The organism is Pseudoalteromonas sp. NZS37 (genome assembly GCF_015864265.1).
Lineage (GTDB): Bacteria > Pseudomonadota > Gammaproteobacteria > Enterobacterales > Alteromonadaceae > Pseudoalteromonas > Pseudoalteromonas arctica.
Genome location: NZ_JADYXL010000006.1, coordinates 230967 through 251996, shown reverse-complemented (window position 1 = coordinate 251996; position 21030 = coordinate 230967). Strand labels below are relative to the sequence as shown.

Annotated in this window: 18 protein-coding genes and 1 other annotated feature; of the genes, 5 read left to right on the top strand and 13 right to left on the bottom strand. The window is 38.3% G+C overall.

Going from position 1 to position 21030, the window contains the following annotated elements; genetic code table 11:
- Window positions 1-35 precede the first annotated feature (35 nt).
- From I6F47_RS13590 to I6F47_RS13575, 4 genes are all read right to left on the bottom strand, one after another.
- Window positions 36-1226 (bottom strand): amino acid aminotransferase, encoded by a 1191-nt coding sequence (locus I6F47_RS13590; protein WP_010554636.1) that lies wholly within the window; start codon window positions 1224-1226, stop codon window positions 36-38.
- An 80-nt stretch (window positions 1227-1306) separates the two neighbouring features.
- Window positions 1307-1966 (bottom strand): GAF domain-containing protein, encoded by a 660-nt coding sequence (locus I6F47_RS13585; protein ID WP_024593588.1) that lies wholly within the window; start codon window positions 1964-1966, stop codon window positions 1307-1309.
- Between the two features lie 56 nt (window positions 1967-2022).
- Window positions 2023-3672 (bottom strand): SpoIIE family protein phosphatase, encoded by a 1650-nt coding sequence (locus I6F47_RS13580; protein ID WP_010554634.1) that lies wholly within the window; start codon window positions 3670-3672, stop codon window positions 2023-2025.
- Window positions 3672-3977, bottom strand: a complete 306-nt coding sequence (locus I6F47_RS13575) for an STAS domain-containing protein (RefSeq protein ID WP_002962948.1) — start codon at window positions 3975-3977, stop codon at window positions 3672-3674. Before I6F47_RS13575 ends, I6F47_RS13580 begins: the two co-directional genes overlap by 1 nt.
- A gap of 135 nt (window positions 3978-4112) precedes the next feature.
- Between I6F47_RS13575 and I6F47_RS13570 the strand changes: the two genes are divergently transcribed.
- On the top strand, window positions 4113-4442 hold the full coding sequence (locus I6F47_RS13570) for a translation initiation factor (protein ID WP_007581414.1): 330 nt from the start codon (window positions 4113-4115) through the stop codon (window positions 4440-4442).
- 12 nt (window positions 4443-4454) lie between these two features.
- On the opposite strand, the gene I6F47_RS13565 is transcribed toward I6F47_RS13570, so the two are convergent.
- Entirely contained in the window at window positions 4455-7469 is a 3015-nt protein-coding gene (locus I6F47_RS13565; RefSeq protein ID WP_165721333.1) for a bifunctional diguanylate cyclase/phosphodiesterase, read from the bottom strand.
- Window positions 7470-7661: 192 nt separating this feature from the next.
- Window positions 7662-7779: a sequence feature (Phe leader region), on the top strand.
- A gap of 44 nt (window positions 7780-7823) precedes the next feature.
- On the opposite strand from I6F47_RS13565, the gene I6F47_RS13560 reads away from it, so the two are divergent.
- Window positions 7824-8981, top strand: a complete 1158-nt coding sequence (locus tag I6F47_RS13560) for a chorismate mutase (RefSeq protein WP_007581410.1) — start codon at window positions 7824-7826, stop codon at window positions 8979-8981.
- A gap of 127 nt (window positions 8982-9108) precedes the next feature.
- Here I6F47_RS13560 and tyrA read toward each other — a convergent pair whose 3' ends face one another.
- From tyrA to ffh, 6 genes are all read right to left on the bottom strand, one after another.
- Window positions 9109-10242 (bottom strand): bifunctional chorismate mutase/prephenate dehydrogenase, encoded by a 1134-nt coding sequence (gene tyrA, locus I6F47_RS13555; RefSeq protein WP_165721332.1) that lies wholly within the window; start codon window positions 10240-10242, stop codon window positions 9109-9111.
- A gap of 235 nt (window positions 10243-10477) precedes the next feature.
- Entirely contained in the window at window positions 10478-10837 is a 360-nt protein-coding gene (gene rplS / locus I6F47_RS13550) for a 50S ribosomal protein L19 (protein WP_007581406.1), read from the bottom strand.
- A gap of 33 nt (window positions 10838-10870) precedes the next feature.
- Window positions 10871-11638 (bottom strand): tRNA (guanosine(37)-N1)-methyltransferase TrmD, encoded by a 768-nt coding sequence (trmD, locus tag I6F47_RS13545; protein ID WP_007581405.1) that lies wholly within the window; start codon window positions 11636-11638, stop codon window positions 10871-10873.
- Window positions 11638-12174 (bottom strand): ribosome maturation factor RimM, encoded by a 537-nt coding sequence (gene rimM, locus I6F47_RS13540; RefSeq protein WP_010554631.1) that lies wholly within the window; start codon window positions 12172-12174, stop codon window positions 11638-11640. The genes trmD and rimM overlap by 1 nt, the downstream gene beginning before the upstream one ends.
- Before the next feature lie 17 nt (window positions 12175-12191).
- Window positions 12192-12440, bottom strand: coding sequence for a 30S ribosomal protein S16 (gene rpsP, locus I6F47_RS13535; RefSeq protein WP_002962192.1), 249 nt, complete (start codon window positions 12438-12440; stop codon window positions 12192-12194).
- 260 nt (window positions 12441-12700) lie between these two features.
- Window positions 12701-14080 carry a signal recognition particle protein gene (ffh, locus tag I6F47_RS13530; RefSeq protein WP_007581399.1) on the bottom strand — a complete coding sequence of 460 codons (1380 nt, stop codon included), beginning with the start codon at window positions 14078-14080 and terminating at the stop codon, window positions 12701-12703.
- A 253-nt stretch (window positions 14081-14333) separates the two neighbouring features.
- Between ffh and I6F47_RS13525 the strand changes: the two genes are divergently transcribed.
- Together I6F47_RS13525 and I6F47_RS13520 are read left to right on the top strand one after the other, a co-directional pair.
- Complete coding sequence (locus I6F47_RS13525; RefSeq protein WP_024593585.1) at window positions 14334-15140, top strand: cytochrome C assembly family protein; 807 nt, start codon at window positions 14334-14336, stop codon at window positions 15138-15140.
- 61 nt (window positions 15141-15201) lie between these two features.
- Window positions 15202-16470 carry an HlyC/CorC family transporter gene (locus tag I6F47_RS13520; RefSeq protein ID WP_007581396.1) on the top strand — a complete coding sequence of 423 codons (1269 nt, stop codon included), beginning with the start codon at window positions 15202-15204 and terminating at the stop codon, window positions 16468-16470.
- Window positions 16471-16518: 48 nt separating this feature from the next.
- Here I6F47_RS13520 and I6F47_RS13515 read toward each other — a convergent pair whose 3' ends face one another.
- Window positions 16519-17130 carry a transglycosylase SLT domain-containing protein gene (locus I6F47_RS13515; RefSeq protein WP_010554629.1) on the bottom strand — a complete coding sequence of 204 codons (612 nt, stop codon included), beginning with the start codon at window positions 17128-17130 and terminating at the stop codon, window positions 16519-16521.
- A 146-nt stretch (window positions 17131-17276) separates the two neighbouring features.
- Window positions 17277-18854, bottom strand: coding sequence for a glutamate--cysteine ligase (gene gshA / locus I6F47_RS13510; protein ID WP_165721331.1), 1578 nt, complete (start codon window positions 18852-18854; stop codon window positions 17277-17279).
- A 587-nt stretch (window positions 18855-19441) separates the two neighbouring features.
- Here gshA and I6F47_RS13505 point away from each other — a divergent pair.
- Window positions 19442-20989 (top strand): methyl-accepting chemotaxis protein, encoded by a 1548-nt coding sequence (locus I6F47_RS13505; protein WP_197184011.1) that lies wholly within the window; start codon window positions 19442-19444, stop codon window positions 20987-20989.
- Window positions 20990-21030 lie beyond the last annotated feature (41 nt).

Below are 21030 nucleotides of genomic sequence, written 5' to 3'. Positions count from 1 at the left end.
TAGTAATGATGTGCGGTTTTTTATATTAACTGCGTTTATTTACAAACGTCAGCTACAGCATTTGAAAAGTATTCAATATTTGAATGACTAACACCTGCAACATTTACGCGGCTAGAGCCAACAATGTAAATGCCGTATTCTTTTTGTAGGCGAGCAATTTGCTCTTTATTAATACCTAAGAAAGAAAACATACCGTTTTGGCGTTCAATAAATGAGAAGTCTTGAGCAATATCTTTAGTTGCTAAGCTTTCTTTAATTAAGCTACGTAAGCCATTTATACGGCTACGCATTTCATCAAGCTCAGAGTGCCACAATTGTGTAAGCTCTGTACTGCTTAAAATAGTATTAACAATGTCAGCACCATGCGCTGGCGGCATTGAGTAAATACTACGTACAACGCTTAGCATTACAGAGTTTGAAATATCTGCTGTTGCGCTGTCTTTTGCAATTAGTGAACATGCACCAATACGCTCGCGGTATAAGCCAAAGTTTTTAGAACATGAAGAACAAATAATTAGCTCTTCTACTGCATCGGCTAAAATACGTAAGCCACGTGCATCTTCTTCAAGTGAGGCACCAAAGCCTTGGTATGCAATATCAACAAGTGGTGTAAAGCCAACTTCTTTTGCCAGTTCGGCAACCGTGTTCCACTGTGTTTCGTTTAAATCCATACCGCTTGGGTTATGACAACATGCATGCAGTAAAACCACATCACCTTTAGGCACTTGTTTAAGTGTGTTGATCATTTCATCAAATAATAAATCTTTATTTTCGTAATCGTAATATGGGTATTCTTTTACTGTTAAGCCTGCAGCTTCAAACAAGCTAATATGGTTAGCCCATGTTGGGTTAGTTACCCAAACAGTCGCGTCTGTATTACAACGCTTAATAAATTCAGCTGCAACACGAAGTGCACCCGTACCACCAGGAGCTTGCGCGGTACGTACGCGGTTAGCTAGTAATACTTGATGCTCACCTAATAGTAACTGCTCCATTTTTTGGCAGTAATCTAAATTACCCGCTAAACCAATGTAAGATTTGCTCATTTCGTTTTCAAGACGAAACGCTTCAGCTTTTTTAACCGCTTTAAGAACCGGTGTATTGCCTTGCTCATCTTTGTAGACACCTACACCTAAATCAATTTTATTAGGGTTTGTATCTTGTTTATAGGCCGCCATAAGGCCAAGAATAGGATCTGTTGGTAATGGTTTTAATACTGAGAACATTGGCTATCTCTTATCGTTATTTAGGGGTTAGCTGTTAAGCTAAGCTTAACATAAAAGCACATCATATTGACTAGCGTTATTTACACTAGAAAGTGAGGAATTTTAATACAACATGCAATTAAAACGGCAAGTGTCTTTTCATCAAAAAAATCATTTTTAAAGGCTTCTGCATCTACAATACCAACGCATTCATTTTGTGCATTAAATAAAGGTAGGCAGGTTTCTGATTTAACTTTAGGATCGCATGTGTAGTATTCACCACCTTGTGATAAATACGCCTCAACGTTATTAATAATGCGGCCCTTGTGAGATAGCGCAACCTGTACGTTGTTACTGCCAGCTGCAAATGCTTGCGTTAAAGGAAACAACGGACGACTAGGCGCTCCATGATAAGCCAATTTTAATAGTTGATTACCTTCAGGGGTATTAGTTGATTGATAAATACCATACCAATCAACGCCCGTTTGCTGCTCAATGTAGCTTACAATACTTTGTAAAGTAGCCAGCTTAAACTGTGTTTGCTCATCATTTTTAATATAGTCAGTTAATTTGAATGGCTCATCTTGTAAGTAACCAAATAAACTACATGCACCGCCCTCGCCAAGCTCAGGTATTTGATACTCCCAACACACATCAGGCAAAGCAGTGTTTGCTAAATGTAGATCAAGCTTTTCAAGCTCTGTTGAAATCAAAGCTGGATTAGCACTAAGTTGTGCTTGTTTTAAGTAAGAAGAAATCATTTGGCCATCCATACATCTAAAGTTTCGAGAATAATAGCATGGATATTTTTACAGAGCTAGCTCAACTTGTAGCACATTTCAACTTGGTTACCACTGGCGTTATAAGTGACTTTTTCGGCTATTTCTTCTAATAAAGACACCCCTCTGCCAAATTCGTTATTAGCCTTTGCCAACTCATCGTGCTTACTACTAAACCCTCTGCCTGAATCACAAATAATAAAATATAAACTGAGCGTGTCGGGGCAATAGCGCATATCAATAATAATCATGGCATCTGTAAGTTTAGCAAGGGCTGCCTCTCTCAACTCGTAGTATCGAAAAAAGCCGTCTTCTTGTTTTTTAATTTCTGAGTTAAGGCCTAATACACCATGATCAAGCGCATTGTTATAAGCCTCAGACAACAGTAAAAATATATTAGAACGATGAGTATTTAACCCCTCAACACTGCTTAAAATATTAACGACGTCGTAAACGGGGTCTGTTTTTTTTATTTGCTCTGAGTTTAGGCTCAAAGACAAATTAAAAGCCAAAGTAGAAAATGCTTCTCGCTCTTGTTCCACGGGAATTAAAGGCAGGCAGTTTAGTAAAACAATGCTTAAATCGTCTTGCTGCTTAGTACCATCTGCAAACTTAGTAACATTTGCAACTATGTCTTCACTACTAATCATCGATTTACTTTTTAAGGTTTGTAAAAAACGCTCTTCCCCAAAAAATATATCCTCTTTGTTTGCCGTTTCTATAATACCGTCGGTTGCTAATACTAGGCGTGTATTACTATTTGTTTCAAAATGAATAACTTCATATTCAAATTCTTGTTCATCTAAAATCCCCAGCGCCATATGCTGCGATTCTAATGTTTGTTTTACATTACCGTCTTTATCTATTAGGTATGCATCGGGTAAGCCGCCCATCCATGCAGAAACACTTTTACCTGATGCACTAAGCTCTATAATGGTTGCAGCACAAAACATATGCCCAGGTAGTAGGTTGTACAATAGTGTATTTAGCTCACAGGCAATATCGTTAACCGCCATGCCTTTTTGTACCATAGTATAAAACACACGAGAAGTTGGTAATGCACCAATAGCTGCAGCAAGGCCATGGCCCGTAAAATCTCCCAACATGCAATACAAATTACCGATTGGGCTTTGCGCTACTAAAAACATATCGCCGTTAAACATAGAGGCAGGTGATAAATTAAAATCTAAATACTCTTTAAACTTACCTTGGTTTTCTAATGAGTTATTAAAAATGTGCTCAATTATTTCGTGTTCACGTTCAATTTGGTTGTGATGATATTCAAGCAATTTCTTTTGTTGGTTTGCTTTTTTACTCAGCTCTCTGGTGCGAATATGTGCTTTAATTTTTGCATGCAGAATAACTTTTTCAAATGGTTTATGAATAAAGTCATCGCCACCCACTTCGAGGCAGCGCTCAAAACTTGCTTGATCTTCTAAGGAGGTTATAAAAATAATCGGTAAGTAAACTTCACTATACTGCTGCTTTATTTTTTCAGCAGCTTCAAAACCATCCATTACAGGCATTAAAACATCAAGTAAAACAACGTCTATTTGCTCTCTTTTAAGTACATTAAGCGCATCTAGCCCGTTATAAGCCACTGATATTTTATAGCCCTCTTGCTCAAGCATTTTACTTAGTAAAATGCGATTGAGCGCCTGATCATCCACAATTAACACATGTATCATTAGCTAATATCAAACTTTTTATCAAAACGTGAAATTTGTAGAATTTTTCTAAGCTGAGGTTGGCAATTGCTTATTTCGATAGTTTTCACTTGGCTATCAATTGTTTTTTTCATGTTAAGTAACATGCCAAGTGCTGAGCTATCCATGTAGTCAGTCTCTCTTAAATCGATAATAACCTTTACTGTTTTTTCGCTCATTTGAGCATAAGCTTGGCGAAAAGATTGCACTAAATTAAAGTCAAATTTACCTTTGATTTGTATTGTTAATGTAGTGCCATCGACTGATTCATTCTTAGTTAAACTCATATTAAACTCCAATAATATTTCCTTTGAACTAAATATAACCTGTTAAAAGTATTTAGCAAAAAGAAAAACACACAACTTCAAATTTGCTATCATTTACGCCAATATTTAATTAATTTTTATCCATAAAGGTAAGGTATGAGTGATAGTCACTTAGTATATTCAACAAGTACGGGTCGCATTGACCAGCCAAAACCAGAAAAAGAGTTAGAAGCTAAGCTGTTTAAAGATGGTTTTATTCGCATTGAGCGTCAAACAAAAGGACGTAAAGGCAAAGGCGTAATGTTAGTTGTAGGCATTGATCCAAAAGATCATGATTTAAAAAAGTTAGCTAAAACTATAAAAAGCAAAATGGGCCAAGGCGGCGCAGTAAAAGAAGGCATTATTGAAGTGCAAGGTGATGACCGCGATAAACTAAAAGCCATTTTAGAAGCGTTAAAATTTAAAGTTAAAATTGCGGGTGGTTAACCCGCAATTTTATTAGCTACTTACTTCGCTATTTGAGAGTTCATTTAACCTTTCATACAATTTTGGTAGTTCGTGCTCAGCAATTGGTTTACTAAAATAATAGCCTTGTACAATGAAGCAATTATTATTTTGTAAAAACTGCATCTGCTCTATTGTCTCAACCCCTTCTGCGACCACGTCTAGCTTTAACTTTTGCGCCATGGCAATAATAGCGGCTGTGATTTCCATATCATTTGTATCCTCAGGGATATCTTTTACAAATGAACGGTCAATTTTCAATATATCAACCGGGAATCGTTTTAAGTAACTGAGTGACGAATAGCCAGTACCAAAATCATCAATAGAAATAGATATACCTAAGGCTTTAAGCTCGTGGAGTTGTGTAATTGCAGCTTCTACATTTCCCATTAGCATACTTTCGGTAAGCTCTAAGTGAAGGCGCTTAGCCGAAACACCCGTCCTAATTATCATTTTACTCAGCGTTGAGACTAAGCTTGAGTCTTTGAACTGGCGAGCCGATAAGTTTATCGATATATTATTTTCTAAGCCTTGCTTTGTTAATCTTACGGCAAAATCACAAGACTCTTGAAGCACCCATTCGCCTAATTCAACTATAAGGCCTGTCGCTTCTGCAATAGGAATAAATTTATCTGGAGGGATTGCGCCTTCAGTTGGGTGGAACCATCTTAATAACGCTTCATAGCCAATGACCTGATGAGTACGACTATCAACTTGAGGTTGGTAGTAAACTACAAACTGTTTTTCTTTTAGTCCTATACGTAGCTCATTTTCAATAAATAAACGCTCATTAGCGGCTGCGTTCAATTCTTGGCTATAAAAATGGAATGTATTACGCCCTTTTGCTTTTGCTTCATACATTGCTAAGTCAGCATGTTTTAATAACTGATCCTCTTCTAGGCTATCGTACGGAGCCATTGTAATACCAATACTCGCGCTCACAATAACTTCATTACTACCTAGTTTTATAGGCACATTCAGTGTTTTTTGAATTGTATTGGCAACATCAGTCGCGTGAGCTTGACTTTCTATACCACTGAGTAATACTGCAAATTCATCACCACCTAAGCGCGCTATGGTGTCCTCGGCTCGTAAACGTTTTTTAAGTCTGTTTGCCACTTCAATTAATAATTGATCGCCGGCATCGTGACCTAATGTATCGTTAATACGTTTAAATTCGTCTAAATCAAAGTAAAACAAAGCAAATGCATAATGCCCGCGTTCTGCTAATGCCATTGATTTACGCAATTGCATTCTAAAAAACGTTCTGTTGGCAAGGCCCGTAAGGGTGTCAAAGTAAGCAAGCTGCTCCATTTTACGCTGGCTTTCTTTTACAAACGAAATATCTTGTGCAGATGCTACATAGCTGGTTATTTCACCGCCCTCTTCACGAATTGGCGAAACACTTAAAGACACCCAAATTGGCTCTTTATTCAAGCCTTGAATTAATGTATCACCGCGCCAGTAATTACGGCTACGTAAATCTATGTCTATATCTTCAACTAAAATAGACATTTCTGAGGCAATAATATTAAGTAATGGTGCTCTATTAAAATGACTTTCTGGGTAGCCTGTCATTTCGAGCATTTTTGGATTTACGTATTCAATTACAAAATTCTCATCGGTGATCACAACGCCAGTGCCCGAGAATGCTACCGCTTTAGATAAACGGTTAGCTGCTTTTTCAGCAATTTCTTTTTCTGTAATTCTCTGGTTTAAGCCATCGATAAGTTTGCGAATTTCTACCGTCATGTCTCTAAATGAGCCATTAAGCGTGCCAATTTCATCTTTGTTTTCTGGTGGAAATTCTGTAGTTAATTGACCTTTGCCAAAACTTGTAACTGCATAAACCAAAGTATGTAAACGGCGAAGGACTAGTTGATAAAGCGCTTGATGCAGCAATAAGGCAACTAATATTGCGTATAAAATAAAGAGACCAAAAAACTTCAGTTTTAAATCTTGTAATGCAGATAACGTCGATGAACGCTTTTTATATACCCCTATGTACCAATCTAAGTCATCAATCTTACGAATATTGATAATATGAGCTTCGTCATTTTTTTCAAACGAATTTGCGTATTCAGGTAATTTCACCGCAATTACATCATCAATAATCGACTGCAGCGCTGGGTTTACAAATTCGTTAGTAGCGAGTGCTTTATTATCACTACCATAGTCGGCTAGTAAGGTCGGATTTAAATCTGGGTGTGCTAACAATTGCCCTTTACTATCAAACACAAGTAGGTGTTTTTCTTTATCACCAACAGGTAAAAATGAAATAAGTTTGTTGAGGGAAATATCGCTCCCTGTCACACCTAAAAACTCATTATCGACATAAACTGGCACTAGTAAGCTAATAACCCATTTGCGCCATACTGTATCGTAATAGACTTTTGACCATGCAGGCTCTCTTACTGTTTCAAGCGTGCTTTTAATCGATTTATAAGTTGAGCCATTCGTTGCTCTAAAGTCGGCAGGTGCGTTTAATGCCCAATTAGGGGGAGAAACACGAATAAAATCATCATCTGTTATTAAATAAAAGTTAAAAAAGTCGTGTACCAGTGTAGGAGAAATTATGCGCCACAGCATCTCAGAATCATTAAATAGGCGTTTATAAAAAGGAGAGTAATTTTGCTGTGGTAAAAATGCTGCTGATAAACCATCAGCAGAGGCACTTCGAATCGTACCGTCACTATTAAATTGTAGCTGTGATTTATTGCTTAAATTAATTGGTGAATTGGGTTGAAAAATTTGTTGTGTTACTACGTTATTAGCTTGCTGAGCAATATTTACTTTTGTTTTAATGCGCTCATTAAATTGCTTCACTAATAAATCTGTCGAGCTTTTTAAAACTTCGTGTTCTTCAAAAACGAGTTGTTTCTCTTCAGATTTAAGCATTAAGGCAGCCGCACATACCCCAGCTATTAAGCAAATAGCGGATATGAGTAGCGATAGTTTTACACTTAAAGAATTCAATCCAAAACGCGATGGAGGGCGTCTGTAAACCACGGGTCAACCTTAATTATTAATAATTGTTATTATTTGAACCAGTTAACGAAATATACCAGATCCGCATTCATATTTATAAATTATTTGTAAACTTTCTATAAAAACTAATATAGGGAAATAAATAGTACTCTAAGCTTATTTAGATCTTTATTGACATTGGTAGCAACTCTCCATACATTAACTGCATGAACATATTTATCTCTCGCACTTTTTTTTCGTTTTTTAGCTTCTTTATATAGAAGAGGCTTCCCTGTTTGTGAGATAAAATCAATCGAATAGTAAAGCCTCCCAACCGGGAGGCTTTTTTGTTTTTGCTGTGTAATAACAGCCTACTTTTGGAATGAGGATACCAAAATGACAAATGATGTATTAAATGCACTAAGACACGATATAAATGAAATAGACTCCGATTTACTCGTGTTATTAGCTAAACGTCGTCGTATTAGCCACGGTGTGGTTGAGTATAAAATTGCTAACAACAAGCCAATTCGCGATGAAGCACGTGAACTCGCACTTTTAGAGAAACTGATTGGTTATGGTAAATCACTAGGTTTAGATGCTTACTACGTGAATAATGTTTTTCAAACTATTTTGGAAGACTCTGTTTTACACCAACAAGCAATGCTACAAAAAAACCTGAATCCAGATGCCCTTAGTGAAACACACCGTGTAACTTACTTAGGTGGTCAGGGTTCTTATAGCCAACTAGCATGCCATAAATATTTTAGCCGCCGCCCGGGTAAATTAGTTGAAATTGGCTGTACATCGTTTGACGAAATAACAGGTAAAGTAGAAAACGGCCAAGCTGATTTTGGTTTATTACCCATTGAAAACACAAGCTCTGGCAGTATTAACGAGGTGTTTGACTTATTACAGCACGCGCAAGTGTCTATTGTTGGAGAAGTAACTCACAGTGTAGAGCATTGCTTACTCGCCAACCCTGATACTGAACTTAGTCAACTAACAAAAATATTTGCACACCCACAACCATTTGCGCAGTGCAGCCGTTTTTTACAGGGCTTAGGTGATTTACAACACGAAACATGTGACTCAACATCAAGCGCGCTACAATCAGCTCTGAACACACCATACAGTGCTGCAATTGGCTCTGCACAAGCGGGGAAAAATGTCGGGCTTGAGGTTATTAAATCAAACCTAGCTAATCAAAGCGAAAACCATAGTCGCTTTATTGTTGTTGCACGTAAGCCTCTACAAGTGTCTAACCAAATTCCAACTAAAACGAGTTTGATCATGTCGACAAAACAACAAGCGGGCTCACTAGCCGATGCGTTAATGATTTTTAAGCAGCATAAGATTAATTTAGTAAAACTTGAATCTCGCCCTACTCCGGGCAATCCGTGGGAAGAAGTTTTTTATGTTGACCTAGAAGCAAACTTAGCTGAAAGCCAAGTAAAAGAAGCGCTAGAAGAACTTAAAGAGCACACCCAATATGTACGTATTTTAGGATGCTACCAAAGCGAGTCACTACAAGCAGTAAGCGTTAATACTTAATAAGCAATTTTACAAATCAAAAAGGGCCGATATCGGCCCTTTTTCGTTAACTAGTACCAGTCTGCATAAATATTTTAGCAATTTAACGAATTAAATCCCCATACTTAAGCAAACGGTATAACAAATATTAATCTAAAACTTTTGAATCATTCGCTTTATTTAATAAGCTTCTGCTTTGCGTTAAAAAGTGTTCTGTCGAGTCAGAAAAGTAAACTTTAGCCTGCGCAAAAGAATCAATAAGCGCGGCTTTATCTCCCGCTTTTAATTTTGCTAATGTACTTGCGAAGGTATCTTGGTACTGTGCAAGTAAGGTTTCGACATCATCGAATTGTGCTAGCATAATATCTGAGTAAAGCTCAGGCGACTGCGCAAATAAACGCCCTACCATCATCAGTTCTAATTGATATATAGGTGACGAGCAGCTACGTAATTCTTCTAGTGTATGACTTTGTTTTGCTAAAAATTGTCCGTACACAAATGTCGTTAAATGGCGCATTACCTGAATAATTTGCATTGCTTCATCATGCTTTTTAGCATCAAGCTCAACAAGCTGACAACCCCATACTTGTAACTGCTGTAACAAACCTTTTGCCGCTTGGTGCTCTCGTCCTTCACATACAACGACTGTTTGTTTTACCCAGTGTGATATATCAGGCCCAAACATAGGATGTAAACCAACCACAGGGCCACTGTGCGCAGCTTTTAGTGCTTTAATAGGCGATTGCTTTACCGATGTAATATCAACTAGTAAACAGTCTTCATCTAGTTTAGGTAACTTAGCAACGACAGCGTCTAATGCATTAATAGGTACGCTAATCATTACCAGCTTGGCACCTTTTAAAATACTTTTCGCATCGTTTTGCTGATCTTTATCTAAAATTTTAACTTCGTAACCTGAGCGAATAAACTGCTGTGCAAATAACTGGCCCATGGCACCTTGACCACCCACAATAACAATTGGCGAAAGCTCTGGCGCTGCGCATGCAAGTTTTGCTTGTTGGTTTTGATAGGCTTCTCGCATCATGCGTCTTAGTATATCTTCAACGAGATCTGGGCTTACATTTTGATTTATTGCTTCTTGTCGTCTTGCCGCTAATAGCTCTGCTTCACGGGAAGGTGCATGTAAAGGTGCGCCTGTTTGTTGTTTTATCTCACCAATTTTTTGCGTAATACCATTACGTTTAGCGAGTAAGGCAACAAGTTGTGCATCGCATTCATCTATACCTTCTCTTAGCTGTGCTAAATCACTTATGTCAGCCACGTTCGTCCCACCTTAAAAAACCAAATAACGTAAATATAAATTTACATAAAAGTAAACTAATCAATACGATAAATACTAACAGGATCAGCTAACTGAGAAAAGGCTAAAGCGGAAATTTTACTAATGAGAAATTGAGAATTGAGAATTGAGAATTGAGAAAATAATATTCTAAAACCAAAACGGGTTGCAACCCGAAGGATGCAACCCGTTTTTTTGCGTTGATAAACAGCGCGTATTAGTTAAGTTTTTCTCTAATACGTGCAGATTTACCAGAACGCTCACGTAGATAGTAAAGCTTAGCACGGCGAACTGCACCGCGACGCTTAACTGTTACGCTATCAATAAGAGGGCTGTGCGTTTGGAATACACGCTCAACGCCTTCACCGTTCGAGATTTTACGAACTGTGAATGCTGAGTGAAGACCACGATTACGCTTAGCGATTACAACACCTTCAAAGGCCTGTAGACGCTCTTTAGCACCTTCTTTTACTTTTACCTGTACAACCACTGTATCACCAGGGCCAAATGCAGGTACGTCTGTTTTAAGCTGCTCATCTTCAAGCGCTTTAATAATATTTTGGTTTACTTTTGCCATTATGTTTCTCACTTTCCTAGGTGTAACTGTCTTCTAGCCACAAGCTTTTTGGTACTCTTGCTGAAATTTCGCGAGTAATACCGCTTGCTCCTCAGTCAGAGCTAGGTTATGCAACAAGTCAGGACGTCGTAACCAAGTTCTGCCTAATGACTGCATAAGCCGCCATTTTGCTATCTCTTGGTGGTTACCACTGAGTAATACAGCAGGAACCTGTTTGTCGTCCAATGTTTCTGGTCGTGTATAGTGTGGACAATCTAACAAGCCATCCGAAAATGAATCTTGTTCCGCTGACTGGTTATGACCTAACACACCTGGCACTAATCGCGCTACTGCGTCAATTAATGTCATGGCAGGTAGTTCACCACCACTCAAAATAAAATCACCAATTGACCATTCTTCGTCAACATATGATTCTATTATTCTTTCATCTATACCTTCATAGCGACCGGCAATCAAAATCAGTTTTTTAGAGTTAGCGAGTTCGCTAGCACCTTGCTGATCAAGTTTGCGCCCTTGCGGGGACATATAAATTACTTTAGCACCATCACCAGCTGCTTTTTTAGCTTCGGCAATCGCTTTTTTTAATGGCTCAACCATCATTAACATACCAGGTCCGCCCCCGTAAGGACGGTCATCTACGGTTCTATGCTTATCTAAAGCGTAGTCTCGCGGATTCCAGCAGTTAAAATCAATTAAGCCATTTTTTACTGCGCGACCGGTAACACCTTGGTCTGTAATAGCGTCAAACATGTCTGGAAAAAGGCTTATCACCCCTACCCATAATGAACTAGTTTGCGTCATTAAAAACCAGGATCCCAGTCTACGGTAATTTCTCTTGCGTCGTATTTAACTTCTTTAATAACTGAATCAGTTAAAAAAGGAATCAAACGCTCAGCTTGACCAAATGCGTCTTTACTGTTTGCTTTAACAACCAGTACGTCATTTGACCCTGTCTCCATCAGGTCATCAACAATGCCTAAGCTATAACCTTTATCGGTTACAACAGACATGCCAATGAGATCTCGCCAATAGAACTCACCTTGCGGGAGTTCTGGTAAATGCGCTGCATCCATTGAGATTTCAGCATGGGTATAAGCCATTGCTTCGTCTCGGTCGTTTACCTGCGCAAATTTAGCGATAAAGCCTTTGTTGTGGCGACGCCAGTCGACCACTTCTAAGGACTGCCATTTACCTTGCTGCCCTATCAACCACGGGCTGAAATCGAAGATCCCTACGGGATCATCAGTAAATGAATGTACCTTAAGCCAGCCCTTTATACCATATGGGGCACCGAGCTTTCCTACGACAATTATTGATGAGGTGTTCTCTTGACTCATGGTTACACTTACGCCTATTAAGCCGCTTTACGAGCGTCTTTTACTAACTTAGCTACGCGATCTGAAAGAGATGCGCCCTGACCTACCCAGTGTTCAACACGTGGTAAATCTAAACGAATTTTTTCTTCTTGACCTGAAGCAATTGGGTTAAAAAAGCCTACTTTCTCGATGAAGCGACCGTCACGCGAGAAACGGCTATCCGCAACCACAATTTGATAGAAAGGGCGTTTTTTAGCGCCACCACGTTGCAAACGAATAGTTACCATACCGTCCTCTATAAAGATTGACTGTTTTCATTAATAAGATTTACTCCCCAGAATGGGGAGCTGGGGAATTGTACGAGTTTTTGGCAATAACGCAAGTAAGAAGTGAACCAAAAAGGCAGTTTAGTAGGTTAAACCGTGATCTCAACGACAAATAAGAGTTAAAGGTGTATTACATGCATAATTTATTCAACAAAAAAGGAGCTATTTGCTCCTTTAAATATGATTCGCTATTATTTTAAAAAGTAACTTAATGGTACTTTTTAAAATTTAGGACCGCCGCCGCCCATCATTCCAGGTGGTAACATGCCTTTCATACCGCGCATCATTTTAGTCATGCCGCCTTTACCTTTCATTTTTTTCATCATTTTTTGCATTTGCGTAAACTGCTTAAGCAACTTATTAATCTCTTGTACTTGTGTACCAGAGCCAGCTGCTATGCGTTTTTTACGCGAACCTTTAATGATTTCTGGGCGTGCACGCTCTTTTTTAGTCATAGAGCTAATAATAGCTTCCATTTGGATAAATGTTTTATCACCCATTTGACCTTTAACAGCATCTGGTAAGTTAGACATACCAGGGAGCTTATCAAGCATTGACATCATGCCACCCATGCTTTTCATTTGCTTTAATTGGTCAGCAAAATCATCAAGAGTAAAACCTGCGCCTTTAAATACTTTTTCAGCAACTCTAGCAGCTTGCTCTTTATCTACTTTCATCTCGACTTCTTCGATTAATGAAAGTACGTCACCCATGCCTAAAATACGCGACGCTATACGGTCTGGGTGGAAAGGTTCAAGTGCGTCAGTGCGCTCACCCACACCCATAAACTTAATAGGCTTGCCAGTGATGTGCCGAATAGATAAAGCAGCACCACCACGAGCATCACCATCGGTTTTTGTTAATATAACACCGGTAAGTGGTAATGCTTCGTCGAATGCTTTAGCTGTATTCGCCGCATCTTGACCTGTCATTGCATCAACAACGAACAAGGTTTCAATTGGATTGATTGCTTTATGAAGATCTTTAATTTCATCCATCATGTTGCTATCAACATGTAGACGACCTGCAGTATCAACAAGTACTACATCTATAAATTTCTTTTTAGCATGAGAAATTGCAGCGGTTGCAATATCAACTGGCTTTTGCGAAATATCACTTGGGAAGAAATCAACATCAACTTCTGCTGCAAGCGTTTCTAGCTGTTTAATCGCCGCAGGGCGATAAACATCGGCACTTACTACAAGTACTGATTTCTTTTTTCGCTCTTTTAAAAACTTAGCAAGCTTAGCTACACTGGTGGTTTTACCCGCACCTTGTAGACCCGCTACCATTACAACGGCTGGCGGTTGCGCATTTAGACTTAGCTCTTCATTAGCCTCGCCCATTGCTTTTTCTAGTTCTTCACGCACTATTTTTATAAATACTTGGCCTGGGCTTAAGCTTTTTGTAACTTCAACCCCAACTGCACGTTCTTTAACTTGTTTCACAAAGTCGCGAACAACAGGTAATGCCACATCAGCTTCTAAAAATGCCATACGCACTTCGCGAAGTGTGTCTTTTATGTTGTCTTCCGTCAGACGGCCACGGCCACTGATATTTTTTAAGGTTTTACCTAATCGTTCTTGGAGGTTCTCAAACATGTAACGGTTCCGATAAGACGTTTATATCAATCCATTTAAATTTTACGATTAATTTGATTTTTCAATTAACCTAGATTGACTTATTAAGTTTCAATTAAAAGTAGTATACCGTATATGGCGTCTTACAATATAGTGTTCAAGTGCACCTTGATGAGTTTCTTTTTTTAAGGTCTATGCATTTGCTTTGCTATAAAATACAATGGCTATATAACAACAAGGATTATTTTGTCTCAAATTAAGTGGCCCAAGCACAATGCTGATTATTAGTTTAACTATTATTGCCAGTTTATTTTATGTGTTAGCAACGTCTCACGTGCTTTCACGCCTGTTTCATCAACAAGGCCCAAGCCAAAAAGTAACCGTTATTTTAAGCACGGTTGCTATAGTGGCGCACATGCTGCTGTTAGTTAACTCTGTTTTTAGAGCCGACGGTCAAGATTTAAGTATCGTAAACGTCGCTCTTTTGACGTGCTGGGTGATTGTGGTCTCGGTGACGGCTGTCTCGCTAAAATTCCCTGCAACTTTATTGTTGCCCGTTGTTTATGGTTTTGGTGCCTTACTAACCATTGCCAGTTTATTTATACCTCATCATATTTTATTGCAAAGTATTAATATTGAGGTGGGTTTAGTAACGCACATCTCTTTATCTTTGTTAGCCTACTGTATTTTAATTATCGCTACTTTATATGGTGTACAGTTTTACTTTATTGATAAACGTTTAAAACGTAAAGATTTAGCAATTGTGCATAGCCATCTTCCGCCTTTAATGGTTGTGGAGCGCCAGCTTTACCAACTTCTTAATTTAGGCACTATATTACTCACATTTGCATTACTTTCAGGGTTTGTATTTCTTGATGGAATGTTCGCTAAAGAGTTCATTCATAAAACAATATTATCGTTAGTTGCGTGGGCTATTTTTGCCGTTGTAGCTATCGGGCATATGAAAAAGGGTTGGCGCGGTAAACCGGTGGTTATTACAATCATGGTCGCTGCATTTGTCCTCACACTCGCTTATTTTGGCAGCCGTTTCATACAAGAAGTGATACTAAATAAGTTTTAACTTGACTCTGCTTGCTCACTCTAGCTTAATACGCATTGATTTATAAGAAAAGGATCCATCGTTGGACGACATATCGACAAGTACCCTATTTATCATTTTAGGTTTTTTGGTGCTTTTTTCTGCTTATTTTTCTGGTTCAGAAACCGGAATTATGTCAATCAATCGTATACGCCTGCGACACCTCGCTAAAGAGGATCATCGTGCAGCTAAACGAGTCAGTAAATTACTTAGCCGTCCAGATAGGCTCATCGGTTTAATCTTAATCGGTAATAACCTTGTTAATATTGCAGCAGCCCAAGTTGCAACCATTATAGGTATTCGTCTTTATGGTGACCTCGGTATTGCAATAGCTACAGGTGTGTTAACTTTAGTTGTGCTTATATTTGCAGAAGTAACCCCTAAAACCCTTGCTGCTCTTTATCCTGAAAAAGTTGCCTTTCCAAGCTCTATTATTTTAAAAGGGCTACTTAAAATAATGTTCCCTTTTGTGGTTGTTATTAACTGGATGACCAACGGAATATTGCGATTATTTGGTATTAGTGCCGCACAAATCGACGAACACAGCATGAGTAAAGAAGAATTAAAAACAGTACTCAATGAGTCAGGCGCACTTATTCCTGCTCGTCATCAAAGTATGCTGACTTCAATTTTAGATTTAGAACAAGTAACCGTTGAAGATATTATGATCCCACGAAACGAAATTGTGGCCATTGATATTAATGACGATTGGAAACTAATTAGTCGCCAGCTTACTCATGCACAACATACTCGTGTGTTGTTGTATCGCGATAATATAGATGATGCAGTAGGTTTTATTCACTCACGTGATGCGCTTCGTCTACTTACAAAAGAGCAATTTGATAAACCATCTTTGCTACGAGCTGTACGTGAAATTTACTTTATCCCTGAAGGAACATCACTAAATACTCAGCTATTAAAGTTTCAGCAATCTAAAGAACGCATAGGCTTAGTGGTAGATGAGTATGGCGACATCCAAGGCCTAGTGACCCTAGAAGATATTTTAGAAGAAGTTGTTGGCGATTTCACAACTACGCAAACTCGTACGCCGAGCGAAGAAGTAGAAACACAAACTGATGGCTCATGTATTGTGGATGGCGGCGCTAACGTACGCGATTTAAATAAAGAAATGGGTTGGGATTTCCCGCTCGATGGACCTAAAACTCTGAGTGGTTTAATTGTTGAATACTTGGAGAATATTCCTGATGCAAATATTAGTCTGCGTATCGCGGGATATCCTATTGAAGTACTCGAAGTAAAAGAAAATATGATAAAACAAGTGAAGATACTGCCGAATAAGCGTTCTCGCTAAATAAAAAAGGAGCCAATTGGCTCCTTTTTTATATCCATTAATAATTATCTAGCCAAATATAAGACGTTCAAACCAACCTTTATCAAGCTCTTCTTCGCAGTGTTTTAATTGCGCACCATAACGGCTCGCTCTGTGCTTAACTTTGTTCGCAACACCCATTAGCCACTTTTTCTTTTTGTACGTGCCACGCTTATACCCACCCCAACCTTCATGATAATTAAGGTATTGTGCGTAAGCATCCCATTTAGATATTTTATTTACTTTATGCGTTTTATAAACAAACCACGCCATAAAGTCGATTGCATCGTCAAAGTCATCTCTATCAGCACCGTTGTTGCCTGTTTCACGAATATAATCAGACCATGTAGGTGTTTTAGCTTGCGAGTAACCATAGGCATCACTTGCGCGACCGGTAGGAATTATCCATAAGAAGTACTCCATAGGCGGAGCGGCATCATGCTTAAATGAGCTTTCTTGGTACATCATACTCATGAGTACATGCTTGGGAGAACCCCATTTTTCTTGTGCATCTTTTGCGTCGAAATACCAATCTGGCTTTTCTTCAAAAATTTTACATAAATCGTTAGGTTGCTTTGGAGGTGCTGTAGCACAACCGGCTAAAGTAATGGCGAGAGATAGGATAATTGCATTTTTTTTCATTTTTCTAAGATCTCACAGAACTTTTTTATAAAGTGTGGGTCTGACTCAATGAATGCAGCAGTACAGCATTAATTCATCCCTGAATATATTTACGCAGCCAACTTAGGCTGCGTTTTTTTTTGCTTAAATGTTGCTAAATACCAAGGTTATTTACCGTCAAAATACGCATCTAAAAACGCGGTAAATGACTGGGTATCTGCTTGCTCAATTGCAGCTTGTGCTTCGTTAGACTCTACAACTTGTTGTTCCAGCCAAGGCTTTAAAAACTCGCTGTAGTCAGTATCTGCGTGGCTTTGCTTATATTTACTAGCCAATGCTAGTGCAAAGTGGCCGTTGTCTAAACCAGACTCTTTTAATTGTGACACGTAACGTCCAGAGTAAGTAAGCTCTGGATTATGTATCCACGTTGCCATGCGCTTTATAGTATCTGAGTAATAGTTAACACCATAAGCATTATCCATCCATTTAGCGACATCTGTAAGCTGGGTAAATATTTCATCGCCCCACGACTGAAGGCTACGCTGTGTGTTATTAAAGTTAAGCATTAGCCCTTCTTCTCGACCTTGGTTTACTACTGTGTCGAGATTTTCAGTACTACGTGCTTGTTCTTTCCAATCCATTGGAGCTGAATCTTTTAATAAACAATACGTTAAAAACACATCTAAAAAGTGAATTTGCTCAATATCAATACCAACTTCGCTAAACGGGTTAACGTCTAATGCGCGAATTTCTACGTATTCAATGCCTGCTCGAAGCAATGCATCCGTTGGCGTTTCGCCACTTTTCGCATTGCGCTTAGGACGAATTGGCGAGTAAAATTCGTTTTCAATCTGCAGAATATTTTTATTTAACTGCTTAGGGTTTTTACTCTTATAGTCATCAAGATCACCATAAATTTCTGATGGTGTGTTGATTGCTTTTTTAAGGCCCGCTACATATTCATCTAACGAGTTATACATTACGCGTAGTGACGACTGAGCGCTATTTGTATAACCTAAATTACCTAAACGCAGTGCTGTACCAACTTCTAAGTAAAGCGTGCCTTTACCTAGTTTTTTAAATGGTAAGTCAGTTTTTCGACCTTGCAAAAATGAGTTACACAATGCTGGCGATGCGCCAAACATGTAACTTATTAGCCATAGTTCGCGTTTAAAGTTACGAATAAGCGATAAGTAGCCTTCTGAAATAAAATCTTGAAGGCTTGCATTGCTTTGTTGTAACGAATGAAGTGACTGCCAAAGCGTATCTGGGAATGAAATATTAAAGTGAACACCTGCAATTGCTTGCATCATACTACCGTAGCGATTTTTTAATCCTTCACGGTATAGTGTTTTCATTTGACCAGTATTTGAACTACCAAACTGAGCTAGCACTATATCGTCTTGGTGCTCAATAAAACACGGCATGCTAATGGGCCAAAGTAGTTCATCGCCCATTTTTTCTAGAGTGAACTTTTGAAGGTCTTTTAATTGCTTAAGCGTTTGTGTTGACGATTCACTAACTGGAGTAATAAATTCAAGTAAAGACTCAGAAAAATCAGTTGTGATATGGCCATTAGTTAACGCACTGCCCACACCTTTTGGGTGACCTTGAGGTGATATTGCACCATTATCTTGTATTCTTAGCGACTCTCGCTCTATGCCACGTTTAATGCCTTTAACTGCATGTTGGTGCTCATTTACTGATAACGCTTCAAGTGCGTTTGCTAAATCATGTGTTGTCAAAAAATCTTTCCTCGGGCCACGTGGCTTAATCATAAGGTTATGGGGACTAATTACTTAGACTCAAGATTAATACCAATTTTATTGAAAATATGATCATTCTATCGCATTAAATAGCGCACTCACTGCGTTAAAAATTATTCATATAGAACAACTATATGTCATAATTTTCGCCTTGTTATTGTGCTATTTTCTTAGCGCTATAATTGATCACTTATTTAATGCAACTGGTATAAATTGCTAGAACAATATAATTTTTCTAAGTTAATAATTATTTACCCACTCTATACATGCGCTCAATATGACCAACATCATTATATTAAGTCGTAATATTGCCATTGCTCTGGGCATTATACAAATGCTTTAAATGCGTATTTAAGTATAAATTAAATACGCAAAATATAAGCCTAAAATAATAGACCGGAACTTATTTAAAATGAGTTCAATTTAGCTACTCGATATTTAAATTTGATCTAGATCAATAAAAACAATTATTTGCCTTATGAGCATAAAAGGAAAGACGCTATTTTTTGCTTTGTAGTGTGTAACCAATATAATGACAGCAACAATAAAGGATGATAATAAACATAATGCACAATGATAAAAGCTTAAAAAATGAAGAAGTATACTTTGATGAGTCACAAGAGCTTGTTTCTACTACCGACCTCAAGGGTGTAATAACATACGTCAATCAAGAGTTTTGCTCTGTAGCAGGTTATAGCGCACAAGAGCTTATCGGTCAGCATCATAATATTGTTCGTCACCCTGATATGCCAAAAGCGGCCTTTAAAGAAATGTGGGCAACATTAAAACAAGAGCACTCGTGGCGCGGCATGGTTAAAAACCGCTGTAAAGATGGCCGTTATTATTGGGTAGATGCCTTTGTAACCCCTATTTTTGAGCATAGCCGACTTGTTGGTTATCAATCAGTAAGAACTAAAGCAAGCTCTCAACTTAAGCAACGTGCACACGCTCTTTACAACAAAATAAATACCAATAAGTCATCATTTAAACTACGAGAACACACCACAATAAGACAAGGCATTACTTTTATATGCCTATTACTTTGGCTGATTTTTATTGCTGTTACGGGATCAATCTCTATAGCTGTAATTAGCCTACTTATTTGCGTTTTGGTTATTGCGCTAAATTATGATGAACTGATTGTTACTCCTAAAATATTACGCGAACAAAAAGCAAAAGCCGATTCAATCTCTCGCTATATTTACAGCGGCCACACACCGCATAGCGTAAGTGATTATAGAGAGCAAATGCTAAGCGCAAAATTGCGCACGGTTCTTGGCCGTATGAAAGACTCTACATTAAGCTTTAATGGCATCGCGACTGATCTAGATAAACAATCAACACTTACTGAAAAAGGCATTTCTTCGCAAGGTGAGCGTTTAGAACAAATTGCATCAGCGATGACTCAAATGAGTTCTACCATTGGTGAAATATCAGTAAATACCGCTCAAACAGCTGATAAAGTGAATAACACCCACCAAAGCTGCTCTGAAATAAAAGACCATATTGCCGATAATAGTAAAATGGTATCTGATTTAGCTTTTCAAGTAGAAAAGGCTGCAACCACAGCCACCAGCTTAGCCTCTGAAGCAGATAAGATTGGTAAAGTAATGAGTGAAATAGAGGGAATTGCCGATCAAACTAACTTACTTGCCCTTAATGCAGCGATTGAAGCAGCTAGAGCGGGAGAGCATGGGCGAGGCTTTGCTGTAGTAGCCGACGAGGTAAGGACCCTTTCGTCACGTACTCAAAATGCTACAACACAAATCCACAGTTCTATTAAAGAAATACAAGATACTTTATTTAGCTGGTCTAAAGTAATGCAAAGCACTAAAGCACAAGCCGATAATTGTGTGCTGACAACCGATAAAACTCAAGTTGAATTAGAGGGGATTTTTATCCAAATCAGTGAAATATCTCATTTAGCAATACAAATATCATCTGCTGCAGAAGAGCAACAAATGGTTAGTAATGATATTAGTAATAATGTTTCGCAAATTAAAGACTTTGGAGATAACAACTTAAGCTTAAGCTTTAATGTTGCAAAAGGAGCAGCTGAACTTGTTGAAGGTTCACGTAGGGTGAACGATTTATTACTAACTTTTAAAGTTTAACAAACATAAAAAAGCCGCTATTTTAGCGGCTTTTGAGTTTA

Coding starts and splice junctions, on each gene's coding strand:
- I6F47_RS13590 (WP_010554636.1), bottom strand. CDS start 1,226: ATGTTCTCAGTATTAAAACCATTACCAACAGATCCTATTCTTGGCCTT.
- I6F47_RS13585 (WP_024593588.1), bottom strand. CDS start 1,966: ATGATTTCTTCTTACTTAAAACAAGCACAACTTAGTGCTAATCCAGCT.
- I6F47_RS13580 (WP_010554634.1), bottom strand. CDS start 3,672: ATGATACATGTGTTAATTGTGGATGATCAGGCGCTCAATCGCATTTTA.
- I6F47_RS13575 (WP_002962948.1), bottom strand. CDS start 3,977: ATGAGTTTAACTAAGAATGAATCAGTCGATGGCACTACATTAACAATA.
- I6F47_RS13570 (WP_007581414.1), top strand. CDS start 4,113: ATGAGTGATAGTCACTTAGTATATTCAACAAGTACGGGTCGCATTGAC.
- I6F47_RS13560 (WP_007581410.1), top strand. CDS start 7,824: ATGACAAATGATGTATTAAATGCACTAAGACACGATATAAATGAAATA.
- rplS (WP_007581406.1), bottom strand. CDS start 10,837: ATGGCAAAAGTAAACCAAAATATTATTAAAGCGCTTGAAGATGAGCAG.
- trmD (WP_007581405.1), bottom strand. CDS start 11,638: ATGACGCAAACTAGTTCATTATGGGTAGGGGTGATAAGCCTTTTTCCA.
- rimM (WP_010554631.1), bottom strand. CDS start 12,174: ATGAGTCAAGAGAACACCTCATCAATAATTGTCGTAGGAAAGCTCGGT.
- rpsP (WP_002962192.1), bottom strand. CDS start 12,440: ATGGTAACTATTCGTTTGCAACGTGGTGGCGCTAAAAAACGCCCTTTC.
- ffh (WP_007581399.1), bottom strand. CDS start 14,080: ATGTTTGAGAACCTCCAAGAACGATTAGGTAAAACCTTAAAAAATATC.
- I6F47_RS13525 (WP_024593585.1), top strand. CDS start 14,334: ATGCTGATTATTAGTTTAACTATTATTGCCAGTTTATTTTATGTGTTA.
- I6F47_RS13515 (WP_010554629.1), bottom strand. CDS start 17,130: ATGAAAAAAAATGCAATTATCCTATCTCTCGCCATTACTTTAGCCGGT.
- I6F47_RS13505 (WP_197184011.1), top strand. CDS start 19,442: ATGCACAATGATAAAAGCTTAAAAAATGAAGAAGTATACTTTGATGAG.